Raw genomic sequence first — 17,648 nt, 5'->3', positions numbered from 1 at the left:
ATGATCGAAGTCGATGAGGCAAACCAGGACGATATGGGCCGCATTGTCGGCTATTACTGCTATGTCGGAACCAAGATTTGGTTCGAGGACGGCAAGGTTCATCGCACCGACGGTCCCGCCGTCATCACTTTGGACGGTATCGATCGCTATTATGTCAACGGCAAAGAAATCACGGTCGACGTTCGCGATTTCCTGATTGCGCATAAATGGAACCCGAAAAAGGGTCTCGACCGACCGGATAAGGTCACGGCCTTTCAAGAAGCCTTCTGCAAGTAAGGCAAGCCTCACTGGACGTGCGGAAACGGCTCGATATGCATTTCGCTTGTCCGCCCGAAATAGACGGCGCGGCGCCCAGCAAGCGACACGAAATAGCCGACGCAACCCGCGGCACCGATCCGTTCACAAAATTCCTTATATGTGATCGCGCGGGTTTGGATCGCCCGGATCGCGGCCTCGACACCGCTCGCGGAGAAATCCTGCGCGGGTGATGCTTCGAGGGCCGGACATGCAACGACGTGAGACGCTCCGTCCGGCATATAATAGGTTTTCTCGGCGCGGCGCAGGTCCGCATGATATTGTTCGACACCGGCCTCCATCAATTTCAACACGACCTGAGGAAAGCTCAACCGGCCCTCGTCCGAACCTCTCGTGCAATCCTCCATGACGTCTTTCACATCCGGGTCCATCATCGTCTCCTGCGGTTTTGAATTGGCGTCCGTTGAACTTTCTACCGTCACGTGATGGGCACCGCCCTCAGCCCATGAAGGCGAACGATGTCCTTCAAGATCGTTTCGACCTTGGCCCTTTCCGCCGGCGTCAGGTGAGCGAAGAAGGCCGCGTCATTCTCATCCGCCAGCACTGCTAGCTGCGGCACGAGCGCTCGTGCGGCCTTCGTGAGCGCCAGACTTTGATATCGGCGATCCATTTGATCCCTGCCTATCTCGATCAAAGCTTTTGCTTCGAGCCGGTCGGCGAGCTTCGAGATGGCGCCGCGCGTCATGCCGATGCCCTCTGCAAGTTCGCTCGGCGCCAAACTCTCCTTCTCATAAAGCTGGCGCAGCACGACCCATTCGGCGACGGTTACGTCGCGCTGCGCGAGCTTGAGACTGAAAGCATGCGAGACATGATTCGACACGAAGCGCAGCCAGTATCCCAAATGCGCCTCCAGAGGAGCGGCCTTTGCTTTGCATCTCATTTGAGCCTCGTAATTTCCAAGGAAACTATCACAAGTAGTTTCCTTGTCAACTGTTATGGCTTTAAACTCCTGAAGTGGGTGTCTCAAAGAACGAGGGCGGCCCATCCTGTTAAGACGGCGGAGCATGCGCTCCGGCTACGTTTTGACAAAAGCGCGCGTCGCCTCGGCCCAGGCCCGCGCGCGGGCCTGGGGATCCGCATTGAGCGTGATGTCGGTTACGACCGCCGCGCTATCGGCGCCGGCTTCGAGTACGCCTTTGGCGCGGTCGAGCGAGATCCCGCCTATGCCGACAAGCGGCAACGATCCGATCTTCTTTCGCCATTCGCCAAGCCGGCCCAAACCTTGCGGCCCAAAAGGCATTTGCTTCAAGATCGTCGGATAGATCGGCCCGAGCGCGATGTAATCCGGCGCCGTTGTAAGCGCGCGGGCAAGTTCGGCCTCGTCATGCGTCGAGACGCCGAGCCGCAGGCCTGCCTTGCGGATCGCCGTCAAATCGGCCGTGTCGAGATCGCCCTGGCCAAGATGGATATAATCGCAGCCGAGATCGATCGCATCTTGCCAATAATCATTGACGATGAGCTGCGCGCCATACTGCGCGCAAAGCGCTTTCGATTTCGCAATCTCGGCGCGCCGTTCTTCGGCGCTCACATCCTTGATGCGCAATTGCACGAGCTTCACGCCGCTTGGCAGCAGCCGCGCGATCCAGCTCGCGCTGTCGACGATCAGATAAAACGGATCAAGCACGCACGGCACCGCCGAAAGGAAGGCCTGCGGTCGGTGTCGAAGGCTCGGCCATGTCGCGCGGCTCCATAGGTCCCGCGAGATAGGCGAGCCGCCCAGCTTCGACGGCGCGCGCAAAGGCGTCCGCCATCATCACCGGATCGCCAGCTTTCGCGATGGCCGTATTCAAGAGCACGGCATCATAGCCAAGCTCCATGGCTTCCGCCGCATGCGACGGCGTGCCGATGCCCGCATCGACGATGAGCGGCACATTCGGAAAATGTGCGCGCAAGGCCTTCAGGCCGAACCTGTTGTTGAGACCACGGCCGGAACCGATCGGCGCGCCCCAGGGCATCAGGACTTCGCAACCGGCGCCGAGCAATTTTTCTGCGACGACGAGATCTTCCGTCGTGTAGGGAAAGACCGAGAAACCGTCGCGCGCGAGAATAGCCGCGGCTTCGACAAGGCCGAAGACGTCGGGCTGCAACGTATCGTCCTCGCCGATGACTTCGAGTTTGACCCAAGCCGTGCCGAAAACCTCGCGCGCCATTTGCGCGGTGGTGACGGCCTCTTTCACGCTGCGGCAGCCGGCCGTATTCGGCAAAACGCGCACGCCGAGATCGCGGATCAAGCCCCAGAAGGAATCGCCCGCGCGGCCGCCGCCCGCCTCGCGGCGCAGCGAGACGGTGACCACCTCGGTCCGTGCGGCTTTGACGGCGGCGGCAAGAATGGCGGGCGACGGATATTGCGCCGTGCCGGCCAAGAGCCGCGACGTCAGGCTGACTCCATAAAGCGAGAGCGGCTTGTCGCTCAATTCAGCCTCCCTGTTTCGGCACGAGAACCTCGACCGCATCCCCGTCTTTGAGAGGCGTCGTCATCCGATCCACCTTGCGGATAAAATTCTGATTGAGCGCCGTCGCAACCATGGCGTCTTCATAGTCGAGCTCATCGAGAAGCGCTGCGAGCGTCGTCGCAGCGACCTCAAGCTCTTTGCCGTTCACGCGGATCTGCATCCATGATCTCCGGAAAATAGGACCCCTTCAACACGACATCCGCCGCGCGGCGCGCGAGCGACGGCGCCGCGAGAAAGCCGTGCCTGTAAAGCCCGTTGACGAAGAGCGTCCGGCCGTCCAGCCGCAGACGCGGCAGGTTGTCGGCGAAAGCCGGCCGCACATTGGCGCCCATTTCGATGATCTCGGCCTCGCCGAAGGCCGGATGAACCGTGCAGACGGCAGACAGCAATTCAAGCGCCGAACGCGCCGTCATCACGCCGCCCTGCCCGCTTTCGATCATGGTCGCGCCGATCATGAAGCGGCCATCGCCGCGCGGCACGATATAGACCGGATAGCGCGGATGCAGAAGGCGCACCGGACGTGCGAAATTTATCTCCTGCGTCTTGAGCACCAGCATTTCGCCGCGAACCCCGCGCAGATCGGTGAGGCGATCGCGGGCATCGAAGCCGCGGCAATCGATGATCCAATCCGCATCGCCCTCGAGCGCATCCGCCTCGGTATTAAAGCGGAAGGTGACATCGGCATGCTCCGCAAGCAGCGATGCAAGCTTCGCCATTGCAACCCGCGGATCGAGATGCGCTTCTTCTGCGAAGAAAAGCGCCGACTCGAACCGGCCTTCGAGATCTGGTTCGAGCGCTGCGACAGCGGCCCCATCACACATCTCATAATGCGAGGTGCGGCGCGAAAAGCGGATGAGGTCGGGTCTATCGCGCGCGGGGGCGACGACAAGGCTGCCATGTATCTGAGCGACAGGCACGTCTTGCGTCCAATAGGTCAGCGCCTCGATGCCATAGGAGACGACAAGCGGCTCGGCGCTTTCGGCCTCGCACCAGGGCGCGATCATGCCGCCGGCAAACCAGGAACAGCCGAGGCCCGGCCCCGCCGCGCGATCGACGATCTCGACCGCGCAGCCGGCGCGGGCAAATTCATAAGCAGTTGTCAGTCCAGCGACACCGGCGCCGATCACGCGGATCTTCATCGTGGGCCTCCAGCGCTTAGCGCCTCATCCTGAGGGGCAAGCCATAGGGCGTTGCGAAGCGACGCCCGTCGCGAGCAACGGGCTATGGCTTGCGTCTCGAAGGAGAGGCGCGGGCAAGCCGCATAGTGCAAGTCGCCATGCCGCCCTCGTCCTTCGAGACGTGCGCTACGCGCACTCCTCAGGATGAGGGCTAGAACTGCTGAATGTGGGGGAAAAAATGCGCTCACAACCATCCCTCCGCCAGTGCAAACTGGATCAGGTTCGAAGGGTCGCCAGGCGCCGGCATGATCGTCATGCCAGCTTGCCAGCCTCTCAGCCCCCTGCCGGGGATCCCCTAGGTCTCAAACTCTAAATAGGCTCCGCAGGCCGCTCCCGTCAAGGAGAGGTCGGTTTTGCCTCACCGAAATGCGGCTTGATGTCGAGAAGCGGCGTCATGTCGAGACAGTCGAGCCCGGTGACGATGAGACAGCCCGGCTCGACGCGCCGCAAGGCGACGATGGACGAGGCGATCGGATTGGGCCGCACGGGAGAGCGCAAAGCAAAGGTTCCAACCGGTTCCTTGCCGGTGGCCGCCTGGATCACAAGGTCGCGCCGCGCTTCGTTCATCCAATAGAGAAGCTGCAATTCAGGCCATTGCTCGATGCCGGTCAGCGCCTGATGCCAGAGCGGATCGACGACGATGCGGCATTCGGGCCCCTGCTCGCGATCACCCTGCCGCGGACAGTCCGTCCGCTTCTGCCAAGGTGTGCGAATATGCCCGATAAAATAGAGCTTTGCGTCGCTCGCGCGGGCCTCCTCAAGGGTTACAGCGATTTCGCCGGGCCGGATCGTTTCATCCATCGTTTTTCCAATCCCCTTTACATTGCAAGCCTAACCCCGGACGATGGCCTTTTACGCCGGGGGCTCGATATGACCTTCGACCGCGCTGCTTTCATCAAAACCAATACGCATCTTGCCCTGGTTCCGCTGCGGCCGGACATCAAGCTTCATCTTGCCGAAGAAGCAACAGGGCTCTGGCAAAAGACGCAGGACGAGCTTCACGCCGTCAACCTGCCGCTGCCTTATTGGGCCTTCGCCTGGCCGGGCGGCCAAGCCTTGGCGCGTTATATTCAAGACCATCAAACCTTGGTCGCGGGCAAACGCGTCCTCGATCTCGGGTCGGGCTCCGGCCTCCTCGCGATAGCCGCGGCCAAGGCGGGCGCCGCTCATGTCGAAGCCAACGATATCGATCCCTTGGCGATGGATGCCATCTCCATGAATGCCGTCGCCAATAGCGCCGATATCCATCTTCTATCTGAAGATGTTGTCGGCTGCGATCAGCATTGGGACGTCGTGCTCGCAGGCGATATCGCCTACGAGCCCGGCATGGCCGAACGCTTCATTCTATGGCTGGAACAGCTCGCCAATAAAGGCACGCGCGTGCTGATCGGCGATCCCGGCCGCACCTATCTCCCGCGCGACAGGCTCCATTCGCTGGCACACTACGAGGTGCCGGTGTCGAAATGCCTGGAAGATTGCGAGACGAAAATGACGGATGTCTGGCGCTTCAAGGACGCGATGTAAGGGGCAACCTTCACCATAAGCGAACAATGATTTCCGTCATGGCCGGGCTTGTCCCGGCCATCCACGCGGTAACGCTTCATCACTGATTTTGTACCAAGCATCAATGTCTCGGCGTGGATGCCCGGCACGGGGCCGGGCATGACGAGGTTGAGCCAATCGGATTTCGCCATTCATCTACAGCGGCCATTTTCGGCGAGGCGGCATCGCTTTTGTCAATGATCGCAACGCAATCAAGTTTACGCAGATTGCGTAAACTTATCTGCGTGCGACCGCCTTCGGCGGCGGCCCGAAGGGCCGTCATTGACTAAAGCGATCCGCTCGCCATGCTCGCCGCCAACAGATGAATGACAAGGATTGAATTGCGAGCTGCGAAATGCAGCGGCGACGCCTCGATCCTTCGAGACGCGCCTTCGGCGCTCCTCAGGACGAGGGCTAGGCCTGCTTCTGATAATCCTTGATGTCGGAAAAGCTGATGTCCGGCCAGCGTTCCTGTTCGTAGCGCAGATCCCAGGCGGATGCCGCCATGAAGACCGGCGCGCCGTCGAGATCCATCGCAATCGATGCCGGATAGGCGCGCGTGAACTTGTCGAGGTCGGCCTGTGTCTTCGCGCTCACCCAGCGGCAGAGCTCGAAACGGCTCGTCTCGAAGGTCACGTCCAACCCATATTCGGCTGAGAGCCGCTCGGCCAGAACATCGAGCTGCAAGGCGCCGACGACACCCACCATCGCGGCCGCGCCATCATTCGGCAGGAAGACCTGCACGACGCCTTCCTCCGCCATCTGGCCAAGCGCCTCGCGGAGCTTCTTCGCCTTCATCGCATCGCCGATCTTGACGCGGCGCAAGATTTCCGGCGCGAAGCTCGGCACGCCGCGAAACACAAGCTCTTCGCCTTCGGTCAGCGTATCGCCGATGCGCAACGTGCCATGGTTCGGAATGCCGACGACATCGCCCGCGTAAGCCTCTTCCGCCAATTGGCGGTCCTGCGCGAAGAAGAATTGCGGCGCATTGAGCGCGATGTTCTTGCCCGTGCGCACGAGCTTCGCCTTCATCCCGCGCGTCAACTTGCCGGAACAGACGCGCATGAAAGCGATACGGTCGCGATGGTTCGGGTCCATATTCGCCTGGATCTTGAAGACGAAGCCCGTCATCTTCGGCTCATGCGCGTCGACATGGCGCGACGCTGCGTCAAGCCCATGCGGCGGCGGCGCGAATTCGGCCAGAGCATCGATCAGATCGCGCACGCCGAAATTGCGCAGCGCGCTGCCGAAAAAGACCGGCGTCAGATGGCCTTCGAGAAAGGCTTGCCGGTCGAAGCGCTTCAGGCCGTCGCGCGCGAGTTCGATCTGATCGCGCACCTCTTTAAAATCCGGCTCGCTCAACAGCCCCTTGATATAGGGATCGTCCGGGCCGCTCACCGCAACCGGCTCGGCGTCGGAATCGAGCCTGCGCACGAGATTGCGGTCAAGATCGTAAGTGCCGGCGAAGGCGCGGCCCTGGCCGAGCGGCCATGTGCGCGGCGCGACATCGAGCGCCAGCGTCTTCTCGATCTCGTCCAGAAGCTCAAAAGGATCGCGCGCCTCGCGATCCAATTTGTTGATGAAGGTCACGATCGGGATATCGCGCAGGCGACACACTTCAAACAGCTTGCGCGTCCGCGCCTCGATGCCCTTCGCCGCATCGATCACCATGATCGCCGAGTCGACCGCCGTCAGCGTGCGATAGGTATCTTCCGAAAAGTCCTCATGGCCCGGCGTGTCGAGGAGATTATAGACGCAGCCGCCATACTCAAAAGTCATGACCGAGGTCACGACCGAGATGCCGCGCTCACGCTCGATGCCCATCCAGTCGGAGCGGGTCTGGCGGCGATTAGCCTTGGCGCGCACCTCGCCCGCGAGCTGGATCGCGCCGCCGAAGAGCAGCAGCTTTTCGGTGAGGGTCGTCTTGCCCGCGTCAGGGTGCGAGATGATGGCAAAGGTGCGGCGCCGGCCGACGGGGTCGTTGGCCGGGATTTTGACGAAATCGGTGACGGGTTCTTGGGCGTTCATAGGGGGTTAGGTCGCCCTTGGGGAAGCGGATGTCAACTCTCTTAGCGCAGCTTATAACCTTAGGGACCTTTGATTGAGGCTTTTAGGACGGGGGCGCCAGCGATTTAGCGGTTACGCCCAGATCAGATGCAAGCTGAAGAGCCTGCCTCGGTGACATCCCAATGTGAATCACGACCGTTTTCTTTCTATCGGATTCATTTCGGGCAACCTGAACTCTTAGAAGCACGCAGACTCTTACGATGTGAGACGCGCGCGTCCTGATGCCCGTGAATTTCGTGACTTTGCCGCTATCCTTTCCAGCGACAGAATGACGTAGGAGGCATTAAGGGGTCGTATGGCCTAAAGAACAGTACAGTTCTCACTCAGACCAACGTGGCCCACCGAGGTGCTGGAAGCGAGGATTTCCGCCGCGATGGCGTCGAGGCCGACTTGCTTTTCGACGGCGCCCATTTCAGCTGCGACTTTGGGCATGCCATAGATTATGCAGGTTTTCTCGTCTTGGCCGATTGTGCTCCCGCCCATATGACGAATGCTCAGGAGTCCAGCCGCTCCGTCGCGGCCCATGCCTGTGAGAATGACGCCTATGGACTTTCGTCCCGCGGATTTTGCGACTGAATGAAACAAGACATCGACCGATGGATGATGACCATTGACGGCATCCGTGTGGCTCAACTGACAACGCAGCCGATCAGAACCAACCACCTCAAGATGCGTCTCTCCACCGGGTGCGAGATAGATTTGTCCAGGCCTCAGCAGGGCGCCTTCGGTCGCTTCCGAGACGCGCGGAGAACACAGCTTGTTCAACCGGTCTGCGAAGCTCTTCGTGAAGCCCGCAGGCATGTGTTGGGTGATGACCGTCGGCGGACAATTTTCAGGAAACTCGGATAAAATGGTCAGTAAAGCTTCGACACCGCCGGTTGAGGAACCAATTGCGATTATGGAATCCGTGAATTTGTAACGGGAGCCGGACGGCGCCTTGACTATGCGTTTTGGATACGCGTCTGAAGGCTGCAGGCGCGACATCGCAGCGATTTTTATTTTTTTCGTGAGCTCGCTGAAAGCATCCGCGTCACGTGACGTCGGTTTTGCGATACAATCTATGGCACCTAACTCGAGCGCTCTGATCGCCATGGCCGCACCGTGATAGGTCAGGCTGGAAATCATGACCACTGGAGTCGGCCGCAGCCTCATCAGCTTTTCGAGAAATTCGAGACCGTTCATATCAGGCATCTCGACGTCGAGCGTAACGACATCGGGATCGAGCGATTTTATCGCCGCGCGCGCCTCGGCCGCATTCGCTGCATGGCCCACCACTTCAATGTCGCGGTCTTCCGACAGTCGTCGCGAAATGATTTTTCGCATGAGCGCTGAATCGTCGACGACGACAACGCGTATGGGTTTTGGCCAAGCATCAATCGCGTGCATCATAAATCGCCTAAGGGTAAAATTGATTATTAAATGCCTTTTACAAAGCCAAACGTGTAGGTGGCCCATTGCGATCGACAGCTAACGTCGCCGCATGTTGACTTGGATGGTGGATCAACCGAAGTGGTCTGGACCAAACATCCAGATTTATTTTGGAAGTTCATGCATCTGAAAATTTAATGTCGTCGGAGAACTCACACGTAGGGATGGGGCTGCAAAATTCGGCCATAAATCCGATTGCGAACGTGCTCGTGACCTCGGCCGCATATCGCCGTGTTCCTCTGAAAATGATAACGGTCGGCTTGGGTGGAATGATGGACGTTTTGATCAGTGCATCGATTTGCGACACATTGACGATCGTGCCTTTTCTTAAGATACCTCTTTGATCATCGAAGGCACAGTTTTTGTGCTTTGGTTCGACCCTTATGACGCTTGGTCCCGCAGCAATTTTGACCTCGTGCCTGATCCCGCGTGCCGCCGCGATATCGGCAAGCTTGGCGCTCAACGCACTTTGACAATTGCCATCAACCGCAACCCGAAACCCATCCAAATCTTGCGAGGTGATAATGCCTCCGACAACACCGACCCCAGCAAGACTAAGTTGCACGGCGGAACCCATGTGCGTCTTATCATTTGGATTATTCGGCGAACCGAACGGGGCAGCGTCATAGACGAGATCGACCGACTCCGAGCTGATCCTCTTCGTTTTGCATTTAGTTGACTGGCCGTCAGGAAGCCTGCAGACCCCACCTAAAGCAACGTCAATCGGAAGCCCATAACCGTACAGCAGCAGCGAAGTCTGTAGATCGTCGAGTTTGGTAATTTGGGGCGCTGGGTCTTTCTCACGCTCTTTCTGCCCGGACACCGGCAATGCTTGCACTGGCTGAGCAAGAGACCAAATATTGTACCGGCGTGATGGCTGTTTATCCATCGGCATTTTCCTACCAAGAAATCAATCACATAAGAAATGTAGTTATCCGCACAATCACTACAGGATAGCGCGAAACAATTGATAGAATCTTTCCAACTATCTTTCCCTGACCACACCGCGTCTGGCGCAGGTGATAGCCGTTTATGAGACCTTGAGAAGGGCAATGACATTGGCAGATACAAACAGCCCCTGGCCCGAATTGCCCTATGCCGCGCTCCGGCCGACCATGGAGACCTTGCAGCTCTGGACGCAGATCGTGGGCAAAGTGCGCCTGGTGCAGACACCATGGGTCAATCATTCCTGGCATGTGACGCTTTACGTTTCAGCGCATGGCCTGACGACGGGCCTCATCCCGCATGGCGCGCTTGGCTTCGAGCTCGAGTTCGACTTCATCTCGCATGCGCTGATCATCCGCGTCAGCAATGGCGGTCAGGACGAGATCCCGCTGGTGGCGGGGCGTATCTCCGATTTCTATGCCGCGACATTAGCAAAACTGGCGGCACTCGGCGTGCCGGTCGCAATCGATATCCATCCCAACGAACTGCCGGACCCGACGCCATTTCCGCAGGACACGGCGCTGCGCGATTACGATCCCGACGCCGCGCATCGCTTCTGGCTTGCGCTCGTTCAATGCGACCGCGTGTTCAAGCTCTTCCGCACGCGCTTTATCGGCAAATGCAGCCCGGTGCATTTCTTCTGGGGCAGTTTCGACTTCGCGGTGACGCGCTTTTCCGGCCGCGCCGCGCCGCCTCATCCGGGCGGCATTCCGCATCTGCCCGACGCGGTCACGCGCGAAGCCTATTCGCATGAAGTCTCGAGCGCCGGCTTCTGGCCGGGCAGCGGCACGATCGATTACGCCGCCTTCTATTCCTATTGCTATCCGGTGGCGCCAGGCTTCGCGGATGCGCCCGTTAAGCCAAGCGAAGCGCGTTTCGATCCGCAGCTCGGCGAATTTCTTTTACCTTATGAAGCCGTGCGGAATGCATCAGACCCCGATGCGGCGCTGCTTGCCTTTCCGCAAAGCACATATGAAGCCGCGGCCAATGGAGCCGCGTGGGATCGCAACGCGCTTGAAGTTCCCCAAGGTGAATGCGGCCACCCGCGAACAATTTGAAGTGTTCAAGGGCTGGTCTTCACACGGGCGCCTTCTCCACATGCTAAGATATTTGCTTTCGAAGGAGAGAGCCCATGCGCCTGCCGCTGATCAAGCCCGCCGATCTCACCGATGTGCAAAAGCCGCTCTACGACGACATGAAGAAGGGTATCGGCTCGAACTTCAACGCGTTTCTGACGGTCGCGCCAGAAGGCGCAGCCGAGGCCGGCGCGTTGATGGGTCCGTGGAACCCCTGGCTGCATGAGCCGCGCATCGGCGGCGCGGTGTGGGAACTCACCAAGGCGATGACGATGGAGGCGAGCCTGCCCGATCCGGTGCGGCAGATCGTGATCCTCGTCACAGGCGCGCATTTCAACGCGGCTTATGAAATCTATGCGCATGTCGCGGTCGCCGAGAAGGAGAAAATGTCGCCCGAACGGATCGCGACGCTGCTCTCGGGCTCGCGGCCGGGCGATCTCACGAAGGAAGAAGGCATAGGCTATGACATCGCCTTCGCGCTGGTGAATGGTGGGATCCTGCCAGAGCCGATCTATCGCCTCGCCGTCGCGACCTTCGGCCAGCATGGCGCGAATGAGCTCATCTATCTCGTCGGGCTCTATTGCCTCGTGTCGATGACGCTCAACGGTTTCAACGTGCCTGTGCCTGAGCGCGAATAGCCAAGCTCGGCTCGTAGGCTCGGCCATCGAGCCGTCATTGCGAGCCATAGGGCGTTGCGAAGCGACGCTATGGCGAAGCAATCCAGGGCGGTCACACAAACGATAGTATGGATTGCTTCGCTTCGCTCGCAATGACGATGCTCACCATCTCTTGACTGACACAGCCAGGAACCGCTGAAGCGCCGCGTCGTTAACGGGGTCAATACGACGCTCCCTTGCCTTCAACGCGGCGGTATCCATGTCTTCTGAAACCTCCCCCTATGTGGTGCAGACCACGGCCAATGTCGGCGGCCAGCCATTGCACATGATCTTCGTGCAATTTCCCATCGTCTGTTTCGTCGGCGTTTTGCTCACCGACATAGCCTATTGGCAGACAGCCGAGGTCATGTGGGAACGGTTTTCCATCTGGCTTCTGACCGCGGGCTTGATCATGGCCGCGTTCGCGGTCATCGCCGGGCTGATCGATTTTATATTCAGCCGGCGAATCCGGGCGATGCGGCCCGCCTGGTTTCATGTGGTGGGCAGCATCGTCGTCATCGCGCTGTCCGTGCTCAATGCCTTCGTTCACAGCCGCGACGCCTATACCGCGGTCGTGCCGCAAGGCCTGATCCTGTCCGCGCTCGTCGTGATCGTCATGATCTTCACCAACTGGATGGGCCGCGACATGGTCTATCGCCAGGGCGTAGGAGTGCCCAACTGATGCGCCTTTCCCTTCTTTGCACCGTTGCCGCCGCGGCCCTGGCGCTTGCCGGCTGCCAGGACGAAAAGCCAGCCGATCCCTCGACCCAGATCGGCGCCAATCCGGTCCTGCCGGAGCCGCAGCAATATCTGCTGCCGCCGATCCAGATCGCGCAGCCCGCGACCGCGAAATGGGGCGACGCGACGCCTTCCGTCCCGCAAGGTCTGCAGGTTCATGCGCTCGCCAATGGGTTCGAGCATCCGCGCCAGATCTATGTTCTGCCCAACGGCGACATATTGGTGGTCGAAGCGAATGGCCCGAAGGCGCCTATCTTCCGCCCGAAGGATTTGATCACCGGCTGGGTGCAGACATTCGCTGGCGGCAAGGAAAAGGGCGGCAACAGGATCACGCTGCTGCGTCCCAATGCGGATGGCGGCGTCGCGGAGCGCACGACCTTTCTCGATCATCTGAACTCGCCCTTCGGCGTGGCGCTCGTGGGCCATGATCTTTATGTCGCCAATACCGACGCCATCATGCGCTATCCCTATAAGGACGGGGATACGCAGATCACCGAACCGGGGACCAAGCTCAGCGATCTGCCGGGCGGCCCGATCGATCATCATTGGACGAAGAGCATGGTCGCAAGCCCCGACGGATCGAAGCTCTATGTCGGCGTCGGCTCGAACAGCAACATCACCGAGAACGGCATCCAGGCTGAGTATGAGCGCGCCGCCATTTGGGAGGTCGATCGCACGAGTGGCGCGCATCGCATCTATGCGAGCGGCACGCGCAACCCGACGGGATTGCAGTTTCAGCCGCAGACCAACACGCTTTGGGCGATCGTCAACGAACGCGACGAACTCGGGCCCAATCTCGTACCGGACTATCTGACCTCGGTGAAGGACGGCGGCTTCTATGGCTGGCCCTATAGCTATTTTGGGCAGCATCTGGACCCGCGGGTGATGCCGCAAAGGCCCGATCTCGTCGCCAAGGCGATCGTGCCAGATTATGCCTTGAGCTCGCATGTCGCGCCGCTCGGCCTTGCCTTTGCCTCGGGAACGAACCTGCCCCCAGCCTATCGCGACGGCGCATTCGTCGGCGAACATGGGAGCTGGGATCGGAGCCCGCTCAATGGCTATAAGGTCGTGTTCGTGCCGTTCAGCGACGGAAAGCCGAGCGGCCCGGCGCAGGACGTGGTGACGGGCTTTTTGACGGCGGACGATCACGCCCGCGGCCGGCCGGTCGGTCTCGCAATGGACAAGACCGGCAGCCTGCTGATCGCCGACGACGTCGGCGATACCATATGGCGGGTCACAGGCAGCGGCGCGATGACAGGCGACGCTCGTTGAGCGCCGCCTGAGCAGCGCCCATCCCATTTCATTCAGTTTGTCGGCGCTCGCTTAAGGGCCGCGAAACGTTACTTCCAGCTTCGCCGCCGTTCCCGAACTTTGTGAGGTATCCAAGACCTCACAAACGAATCGGGAGTGAACGTTCATGAACATCTGCACATGCGGCGACGAGGTCCAAGACCCAGACCGCCGGCGGTTCTTCGGTTATGCCGTCGCAGCAGGTACAGCGGCGGCAGCCGGACTTGGTACGCTCCCGGCGCAGGCAGCGGCGATCGCGCCCGGCCAGCGCAAATTCATGGAAGAGGCGACCAATCTCGCAATCGAATCCGTGCAAAAGGGCTGGGGCGGCCCGTTCGGTGCGGTGATCGTGAAAGACGGCGAGATCATCGGGCGCGGCCAAAACCGCGTGCTGCTCACCGGCTGCCCGGTCTTTCATGCCGAAGTCACCGCGATCATGGAAGCGTCCGCCAAGCTCAATCCAAAGGCGCTGCTCGGCAGCGATTACGGCCCCGGCACGATCCTCGAAATGATCCCCCGCGAGGCAGGCTCGCCCGACCCCGTGCCGGAACGCGCCCGCATGCTGAAGGGCTGCGAGATCTACATCAACGGCGCGCCCTGCCCGATGTGCATGAGCGCGATCTATTGGTCGCGCATCGATCACGTCTATTTCGCCGCCAGCTTGAAAGACACGAGCGCGATCGGCTTCGACGATGCGTTTCAATATGAGGATTTCACCAAGCCATGGGCCGACCGGCGCATCGGCGTCACCGAGAATTTCGAACGCGATATAGGCCTCAAGGCCTTCCAGGCCTGGATGGATAAGAAAGACCGCCACCCTTATTGAGTGACGCCCGTTTCATTCCGCGGCGGTGCGTTCGTGCAGAGGCACAACCGGCCCATCGCGCAAGGCATCATGCGGCCTCTGTGCGCCCTTTCGCTGCCGGGCGATCAACGTATACATGGCCGGCGTCACGAAAAGCGTGAACAAGGTCCCGATGCTGATCCCGAAGGCGATCACGACGCCGATCGCAAAGCGGCTGCGCGCACCGGCGCCTTCCGCGACGATCAACGGGATCATGCCGACCGTCATGGCGGCTGTCGTCATGAGGATCGGCCGCAGCCTGACGCCCGCCGCATGTTCGATCGCGTCGCGCCGCGACATGCCTTGCTCTTCCTGCAGACGATTGGCGAATTCGACCATCAAGATCCCGTGTTTCGAGATGAGGCCGATGAGAGTCACGAGGCCGATCTGCGAATAGATGTTCATGCTCGCCATGCCGAGCACGCCAAGCGCATTCAAAGGCAATAGCGCGCCGAACATGGAGGTCGGCAAAGCGATCAGGATGATGAAGGGATCGCGAAAGCTTTCGAATTGCGCCGCGAGCACGAGAAAAATCACGATGAGCGCGAAGACGAAGGTCATGAGGAGCGTATTGCCCTCCTGAATATATTGCCGGCTTTCGCCCTGGAAATCGACGCTGAATCCGGAGGGCAGAATCTCTTTCGCCTTGGCCTGCAGGAAACTCAGCGCCTCGCCGATCGTGTGGCCTGGGAAGGGCACGCCCTGCAAGGTCACAGAATTCAACTGCTGGAACGTCGGCAGGCTGTTCGGCTGCACGTTTTCAGACGTGCTCGCGACCGTCGAAAGCGGCACCAAAGCGCCATTCGACGTACGAACCTGATAGCGCGTCAGCCAATCGGCCGAGAGCCTGTAATTGCGCGGCACTTGCGGGATTACTTCATAGCTGCGGCCATAGAGATTGAACCTGTTCACCCAATTGCCGCCGAGCAGCGTTGCGAGCGACGAGCCGATCTCCTGCATATTGATGCCAAGCTGATTGGCTTTGTCGGCGTCGATCTTGAACTGGATCTGCGGCGTATCGAATTTGAGATCGCTGTCGGTAAAGATGAAGAGCCCGCTCTCTCGCGCCGCTTTTTCGATCACGGCCATATAATCGACGAGCTGCTTATAATCGCCGATCGAGCGAATGATGAATTGCACCGGCGGGCCACCGGTCGAACCCGGCAGAGACGGCGGCGAAAAGGCGATGATCTGAGCGCCTGTGATCGCTCCGAGCTTCGGCTGCAAAGCCTGGATGATCTGCTTTTGATTGCGCTTGCGTTCGTCCCAAGGCGTCAGGATCGCGCCGGCCAACCCCTGACGTACGCCGGCATAGCCGTTGATGACGAAGACATGGTCGTGTTCGGGGATAGTGTCGACGGCCTTTTTGAACTTCTGCGTCGCATCTTCCATATAGTCGAGATTGGCATATTGCGGCGTCTTGATGAGCGCGAAGATCGCGCCTTGATCTTCTTCCGGCGCAAGTTCCTTCGGCGTCGTCATGAACATGAGCGCGGTTATCGCCAGCACGCCGACGAGAACGAGAATCGTGACAGCACGGAAGTTCAGCGACCGATGCAGGCGCCGCTCATAGCGCCGCCGCAAGCCCTCGAACAGACGATCCAGAAAAACGACGAATCCGCGGGCGTTTTCACGCGGCGGCTTTAGAAGCCGCGAGCACATCATCGGCGACAGAGTGAGCGCGATCACGCCCGAGACGACGACGGACCCTGCCAAAGTAAAAGCGAACTCGCGAAAGAGCGCACCCGTCACGCCGGACACAAAGCCGATCGGCGCATAGACAGCGGCCAACGTAATCGTCATCGAAATCACCGGACCGGTGATTTCGCGCGCGCCTTTGATCGCCGCGTCATAGGGGGTCATGCCCTCCTCGATGTGACGATAGATGTTTTCGACGACGACGATCGCATCGTCAACGACGAGACCGATCGCAAGCACGAGCGCCAGAAGCGTGAGCAGATTGATCGAATAGCCGAGCATCAGCAAAAAGCTCATGACGCCCACCATGGAGAGCGGGATCGTCACGATTGGGATGATCGTCGAGCGCAGATTGCCGAGGAAGAGGAAGATCACCACGATGACGATGAGAGCGGCTTCGGCCAGCGTCTTCTCGACTTCGTGGATCGAGGCGCGGATGAAATTCGTCGCGTCATAGGCGATCGCACCTTCGAGACCGACCGGCAATTGCGCCTGGATTTCCGGAAAAGCCTCGCGGACCGCAGTGATAACTTCGAGCGGATTGGCGGTCGGCGTCGTATAGATGCCGATGAACACGGCTTTCAGCCCGTCGAAGACGGAAGATGAATCGACCGATTCCGGTCCGAGTTCGATATCCGCGATATTGCCGAGACGAGTCAGCGTATCGCCGCGCGCCCGGACGACGAGCTGGCCGAAAGCCTTGGCCGAATCGAGCGAGGTCTGCGCGTTGATGCTCGTTTGGACGAAGTCGCCTTTGATCTCGCCCGCAGCCGAGGTGAAATTATTGGCGGCGAGCGCGTTGCGGACATCGGCGGGGGTCACGCCCTGCGCCGCCATGCGATTGGGATCGAGCCAGACGCGCATCGCGAAAGTCTGGCCGCCGAGGATCTGCGCATTGGCGACGCCATCGATCGTCTGCAGACGTGGCTGCACGACGCGCGTCAGGTAATCGGTGATCTGCGAGCCGTTCATGGCCTTCGAATTGAAGGACATATAAAGCAGTGCGTTCGAATCGCCCGTCTGCTTGACGACGACGGGATCGAGCGCCTCGCGCGGCAAAATGCTCTTGACCTGGCTGACCTTCGACAAAACGTCGGCGACGGCGCGATCGGCATTGGCATTGAGCCGCAGGTTCAAAGTGATCGTCGAGGTATTCTGCTGCGAGTTCGACACAAGCGTGTCTATGCCCTCGGTGCTCGCCACGGCCTGCGCGATCGGCACCGTGATGAAGCCCTGGATGAGGTCGGCATTGGCGCCCGGATAGGCCGTCGTGATCGTGATCGTCGTCGACGACAGTTCCGGATATTGGCGGATCTGCAGCTTCGAGAAGGATTGCAGGCCCATCAAAAGAATGAGCAGGCTGACGACGCTCGCGAGCACCGGCCGCCGGATAAAGATATCGGTGAAAGACGACATCA

General features: G+C 59.9%; 18 protein-coding genes and 1 riboswitch. Of the genes, 7 read left to right on the top strand and 11 right to left on the bottom strand.

The window, feature by feature from the left end; genetic code table 11:
- A complete protein-coding gene (locus A3OQ_RS0109025) occupies positions 1–276 on the top strand; it encodes an aldehyde dehydrogenase (RefSeq protein WP_244427267.1) in 276 nt (91 codons plus the stop codon).
- Between the two features lie 8 nt (positions 277–284).
- Here A3OQ_RS0109025 and A3OQ_RS0109020 read toward each other — a convergent pair whose 3' ends face one another.
- The 7 genes from A3OQ_RS0109020 to A3OQ_RS0108990 all read right to left on the bottom strand — a co-directional run bounded on the left by A3OQ_RS0109020 (position 285) and on the right by A3OQ_RS0108990 (position 4,747).
- The gene (locus A3OQ_RS0109020; protein ID WP_020175058.1) at positions 285–686 is read right to left on the bottom strand and encodes a DUF1398 domain-containing protein; all 402 of its coding nucleotides are present in this window, start codon (positions 684–686) and stop codon (positions 285–287) included.
- A gap of 47 nt (positions 687–733) precedes the next feature.
- Positions 734–1,321, bottom strand: coding sequence for a MarR family winged helix-turn-helix transcriptional regulator (locus A3OQ_RS21850; RefSeq protein WP_341872076.1), 588 nt, complete (start codon positions 1,319–1,321; stop codon positions 734–736).
- A gap of 9 nt (positions 1,322–1,330) precedes the next feature.
- Positions 1,331–1,939: a thiamine phosphate synthase gene (locus A3OQ_RS0109010; protein ID WP_020175056.1), complete on the bottom strand. Its 609-nt coding sequence runs from the start codon at positions 1,937–1,939 to the stop codon at positions 1,331–1,333.
- Entirely contained in the window at positions 1,932–2,768 is an 837-nt protein-coding gene (locus A3OQ_RS0109005; RefSeq protein WP_051116027.1) for a thiazole synthase, read from the bottom strand. The genes A3OQ_RS0109010 and A3OQ_RS0109005 overlap by 8 nt, the downstream gene beginning before the upstream one ends.
- A complete protein-coding gene (gene thiS / locus A3OQ_RS0109000; protein WP_020175054.1) occupies positions 2,731–2,928 on the bottom strand; it encodes a sulfur carrier protein ThiS in 198 nt (65 codons plus the stop codon). The genes A3OQ_RS0109005 and thiS overlap by 38 nt, the downstream gene beginning before the upstream one ends.
- A complete protein-coding gene (locus A3OQ_RS0108995) occupies positions 2,897–3,907 on the bottom strand; it encodes an FAD-dependent oxidoreductase (RefSeq protein ID WP_020175053.1) in 1,011 nt (336 codons plus the stop codon). Before A3OQ_RS0108995 ends, thiS begins: the two co-directional genes overlap by 32 nt.
- A gap of 215 nt (positions 3,908–4,122) precedes the next feature.
- Positions 4,123–4,253: riboswitch (TPP riboswitch) on the bottom strand.
- Between the two features lie 29 nt (positions 4,254–4,282).
- Positions 4,283–4,747, bottom strand: coding sequence for an SAM-dependent methyltransferase (locus A3OQ_RS0108990; RefSeq protein WP_020175052.1), 465 nt, complete (start codon positions 4,745–4,747; stop codon positions 4,283–4,285).
- Between the two features lie 69 nt (positions 4,748–4,816).
- On the opposite strand from A3OQ_RS0108990, the gene A3OQ_RS0108985 reads away from it, so the two are divergent.
- Positions 4,817–5,470, top strand: coding sequence for a class I SAM-dependent methyltransferase (locus A3OQ_RS0108985; RefSeq protein WP_020175051.1), 654 nt, complete (start codon positions 4,817–4,819; stop codon positions 5,468–5,470).
- Positions 5,471–5,902: 432 nt separating this feature from the next.
- Here A3OQ_RS0108985 and A3OQ_RS0108980 read toward each other — a convergent pair whose 3' ends face one another.
- The 3 genes from A3OQ_RS0108980 to A3OQ_RS0108970 all read right to left on the bottom strand — a co-directional run bounded on the left by A3OQ_RS0108980 (position 5,903) and on the right by A3OQ_RS0108970 (position 9,872).
- The gene (locus tag A3OQ_RS0108980; RefSeq protein ID WP_020175050.1) at positions 5,903–7,516 is read right to left on the bottom strand and encodes a peptide chain release factor 3; all 1,614 of its coding nucleotides are present in this window, start codon (positions 7,514–7,516) and stop codon (positions 5,903–5,905) included.
- A 339-nt stretch (positions 7,517–7,855) separates the two neighbouring features.
- Positions 7,856–8,944 (bottom strand): protein-glutamate methylesterase/protein-glutamine glutaminase, encoded by a 1,089-nt coding sequence (locus A3OQ_RS21845; protein ID WP_020175049.1) that lies wholly within the window; start codon positions 8,942–8,944, stop codon positions 7,856–7,858.
- Positions 8,945–9,101: 157 nt separating this feature from the next.
- A complete protein-coding gene (locus tag A3OQ_RS0108970; protein ID WP_020175048.1) occupies positions 9,102–9,872 on the bottom strand; it encodes a hypothetical protein in 771 nt (256 codons plus the stop codon).
- Positions 9,873–10,035: 163 nt separating this feature from the next.
- Between A3OQ_RS0108970 and A3OQ_RS0108965 the strand changes: the two genes are divergently transcribed.
- The 5 genes from A3OQ_RS0108965 (at position 10,036) to A3OQ_RS0108940 (ending at position 14,514) form a co-directional block, all read left to right on the top strand.
- Positions 10,036–10,986 (top strand): DUF5996 family protein, encoded by a 951-nt coding sequence (locus A3OQ_RS0108965; RefSeq protein ID WP_020175047.1) that lies wholly within the window; start codon positions 10,036–10,038, stop codon positions 10,984–10,986.
- A 74-nt stretch (positions 10,987–11,060) separates the two neighbouring features.
- Positions 11,061–11,642: a carboxymuconolactone decarboxylase family protein gene (locus A3OQ_RS0108960; protein WP_020175046.1), complete on the top strand. Its 582-nt coding sequence runs from the start codon at positions 11,061–11,063 to the stop codon at positions 11,640–11,642.
- A gap of 238 nt (positions 11,643–11,880) precedes the next feature.
- Entirely contained in the window at positions 11,881–12,342 is a 462-nt protein-coding gene (locus A3OQ_RS0108950; RefSeq protein ID WP_026595664.1) for a DUF2231 domain-containing protein, read from the top strand.
- Entirely contained in the window at positions 12,342–13,670 is a 1,329-nt protein-coding gene (locus A3OQ_RS0108945; RefSeq protein WP_020175044.1) for a PQQ-dependent sugar dehydrogenase, read from the top strand. The genes A3OQ_RS0108950 and A3OQ_RS0108945 overlap by 1 nt, the downstream gene beginning before the upstream one ends.
- Positions 13,671–13,815: 145 nt before the next feature.
- Positions 13,816–14,514 carry a nucleoside deaminase gene (locus A3OQ_RS0108940; protein ID WP_020175043.1) on the top strand — a complete coding sequence of 233 codons (699 nt, stop codon included), beginning with the start codon at positions 13,816–13,818 and terminating at the stop codon, positions 14,512–14,514.
- Between the two features lie 12 nt (positions 14,515–14,526).
- Here A3OQ_RS0108940 and A3OQ_RS0108935 read toward each other — a convergent pair whose 3' ends face one another.
- Positions 14,527–17,646, bottom strand: a complete 3,120-nt coding sequence (locus A3OQ_RS0108935) for a multidrug efflux RND transporter permease subunit (RefSeq protein WP_020175042.1) — start codon at positions 17,644–17,646, stop codon at positions 14,527–14,529.
- Positions 17,647–17,648 lie beyond the last annotated feature (2 nt).

Origin of the sequence: Methyloferula stellata AR4, from assembly GCF_000385335.1 — a bacterium.
GTDB classification, from domain to species: Bacteria; Pseudomonadota; Alphaproteobacteria; order Rhizobiales; family Beijerinckiaceae; genus Methyloferula; species Methyloferula stellata.
This window is presented reverse-complemented; position numbering and strand designations above follow the sequence as displayed.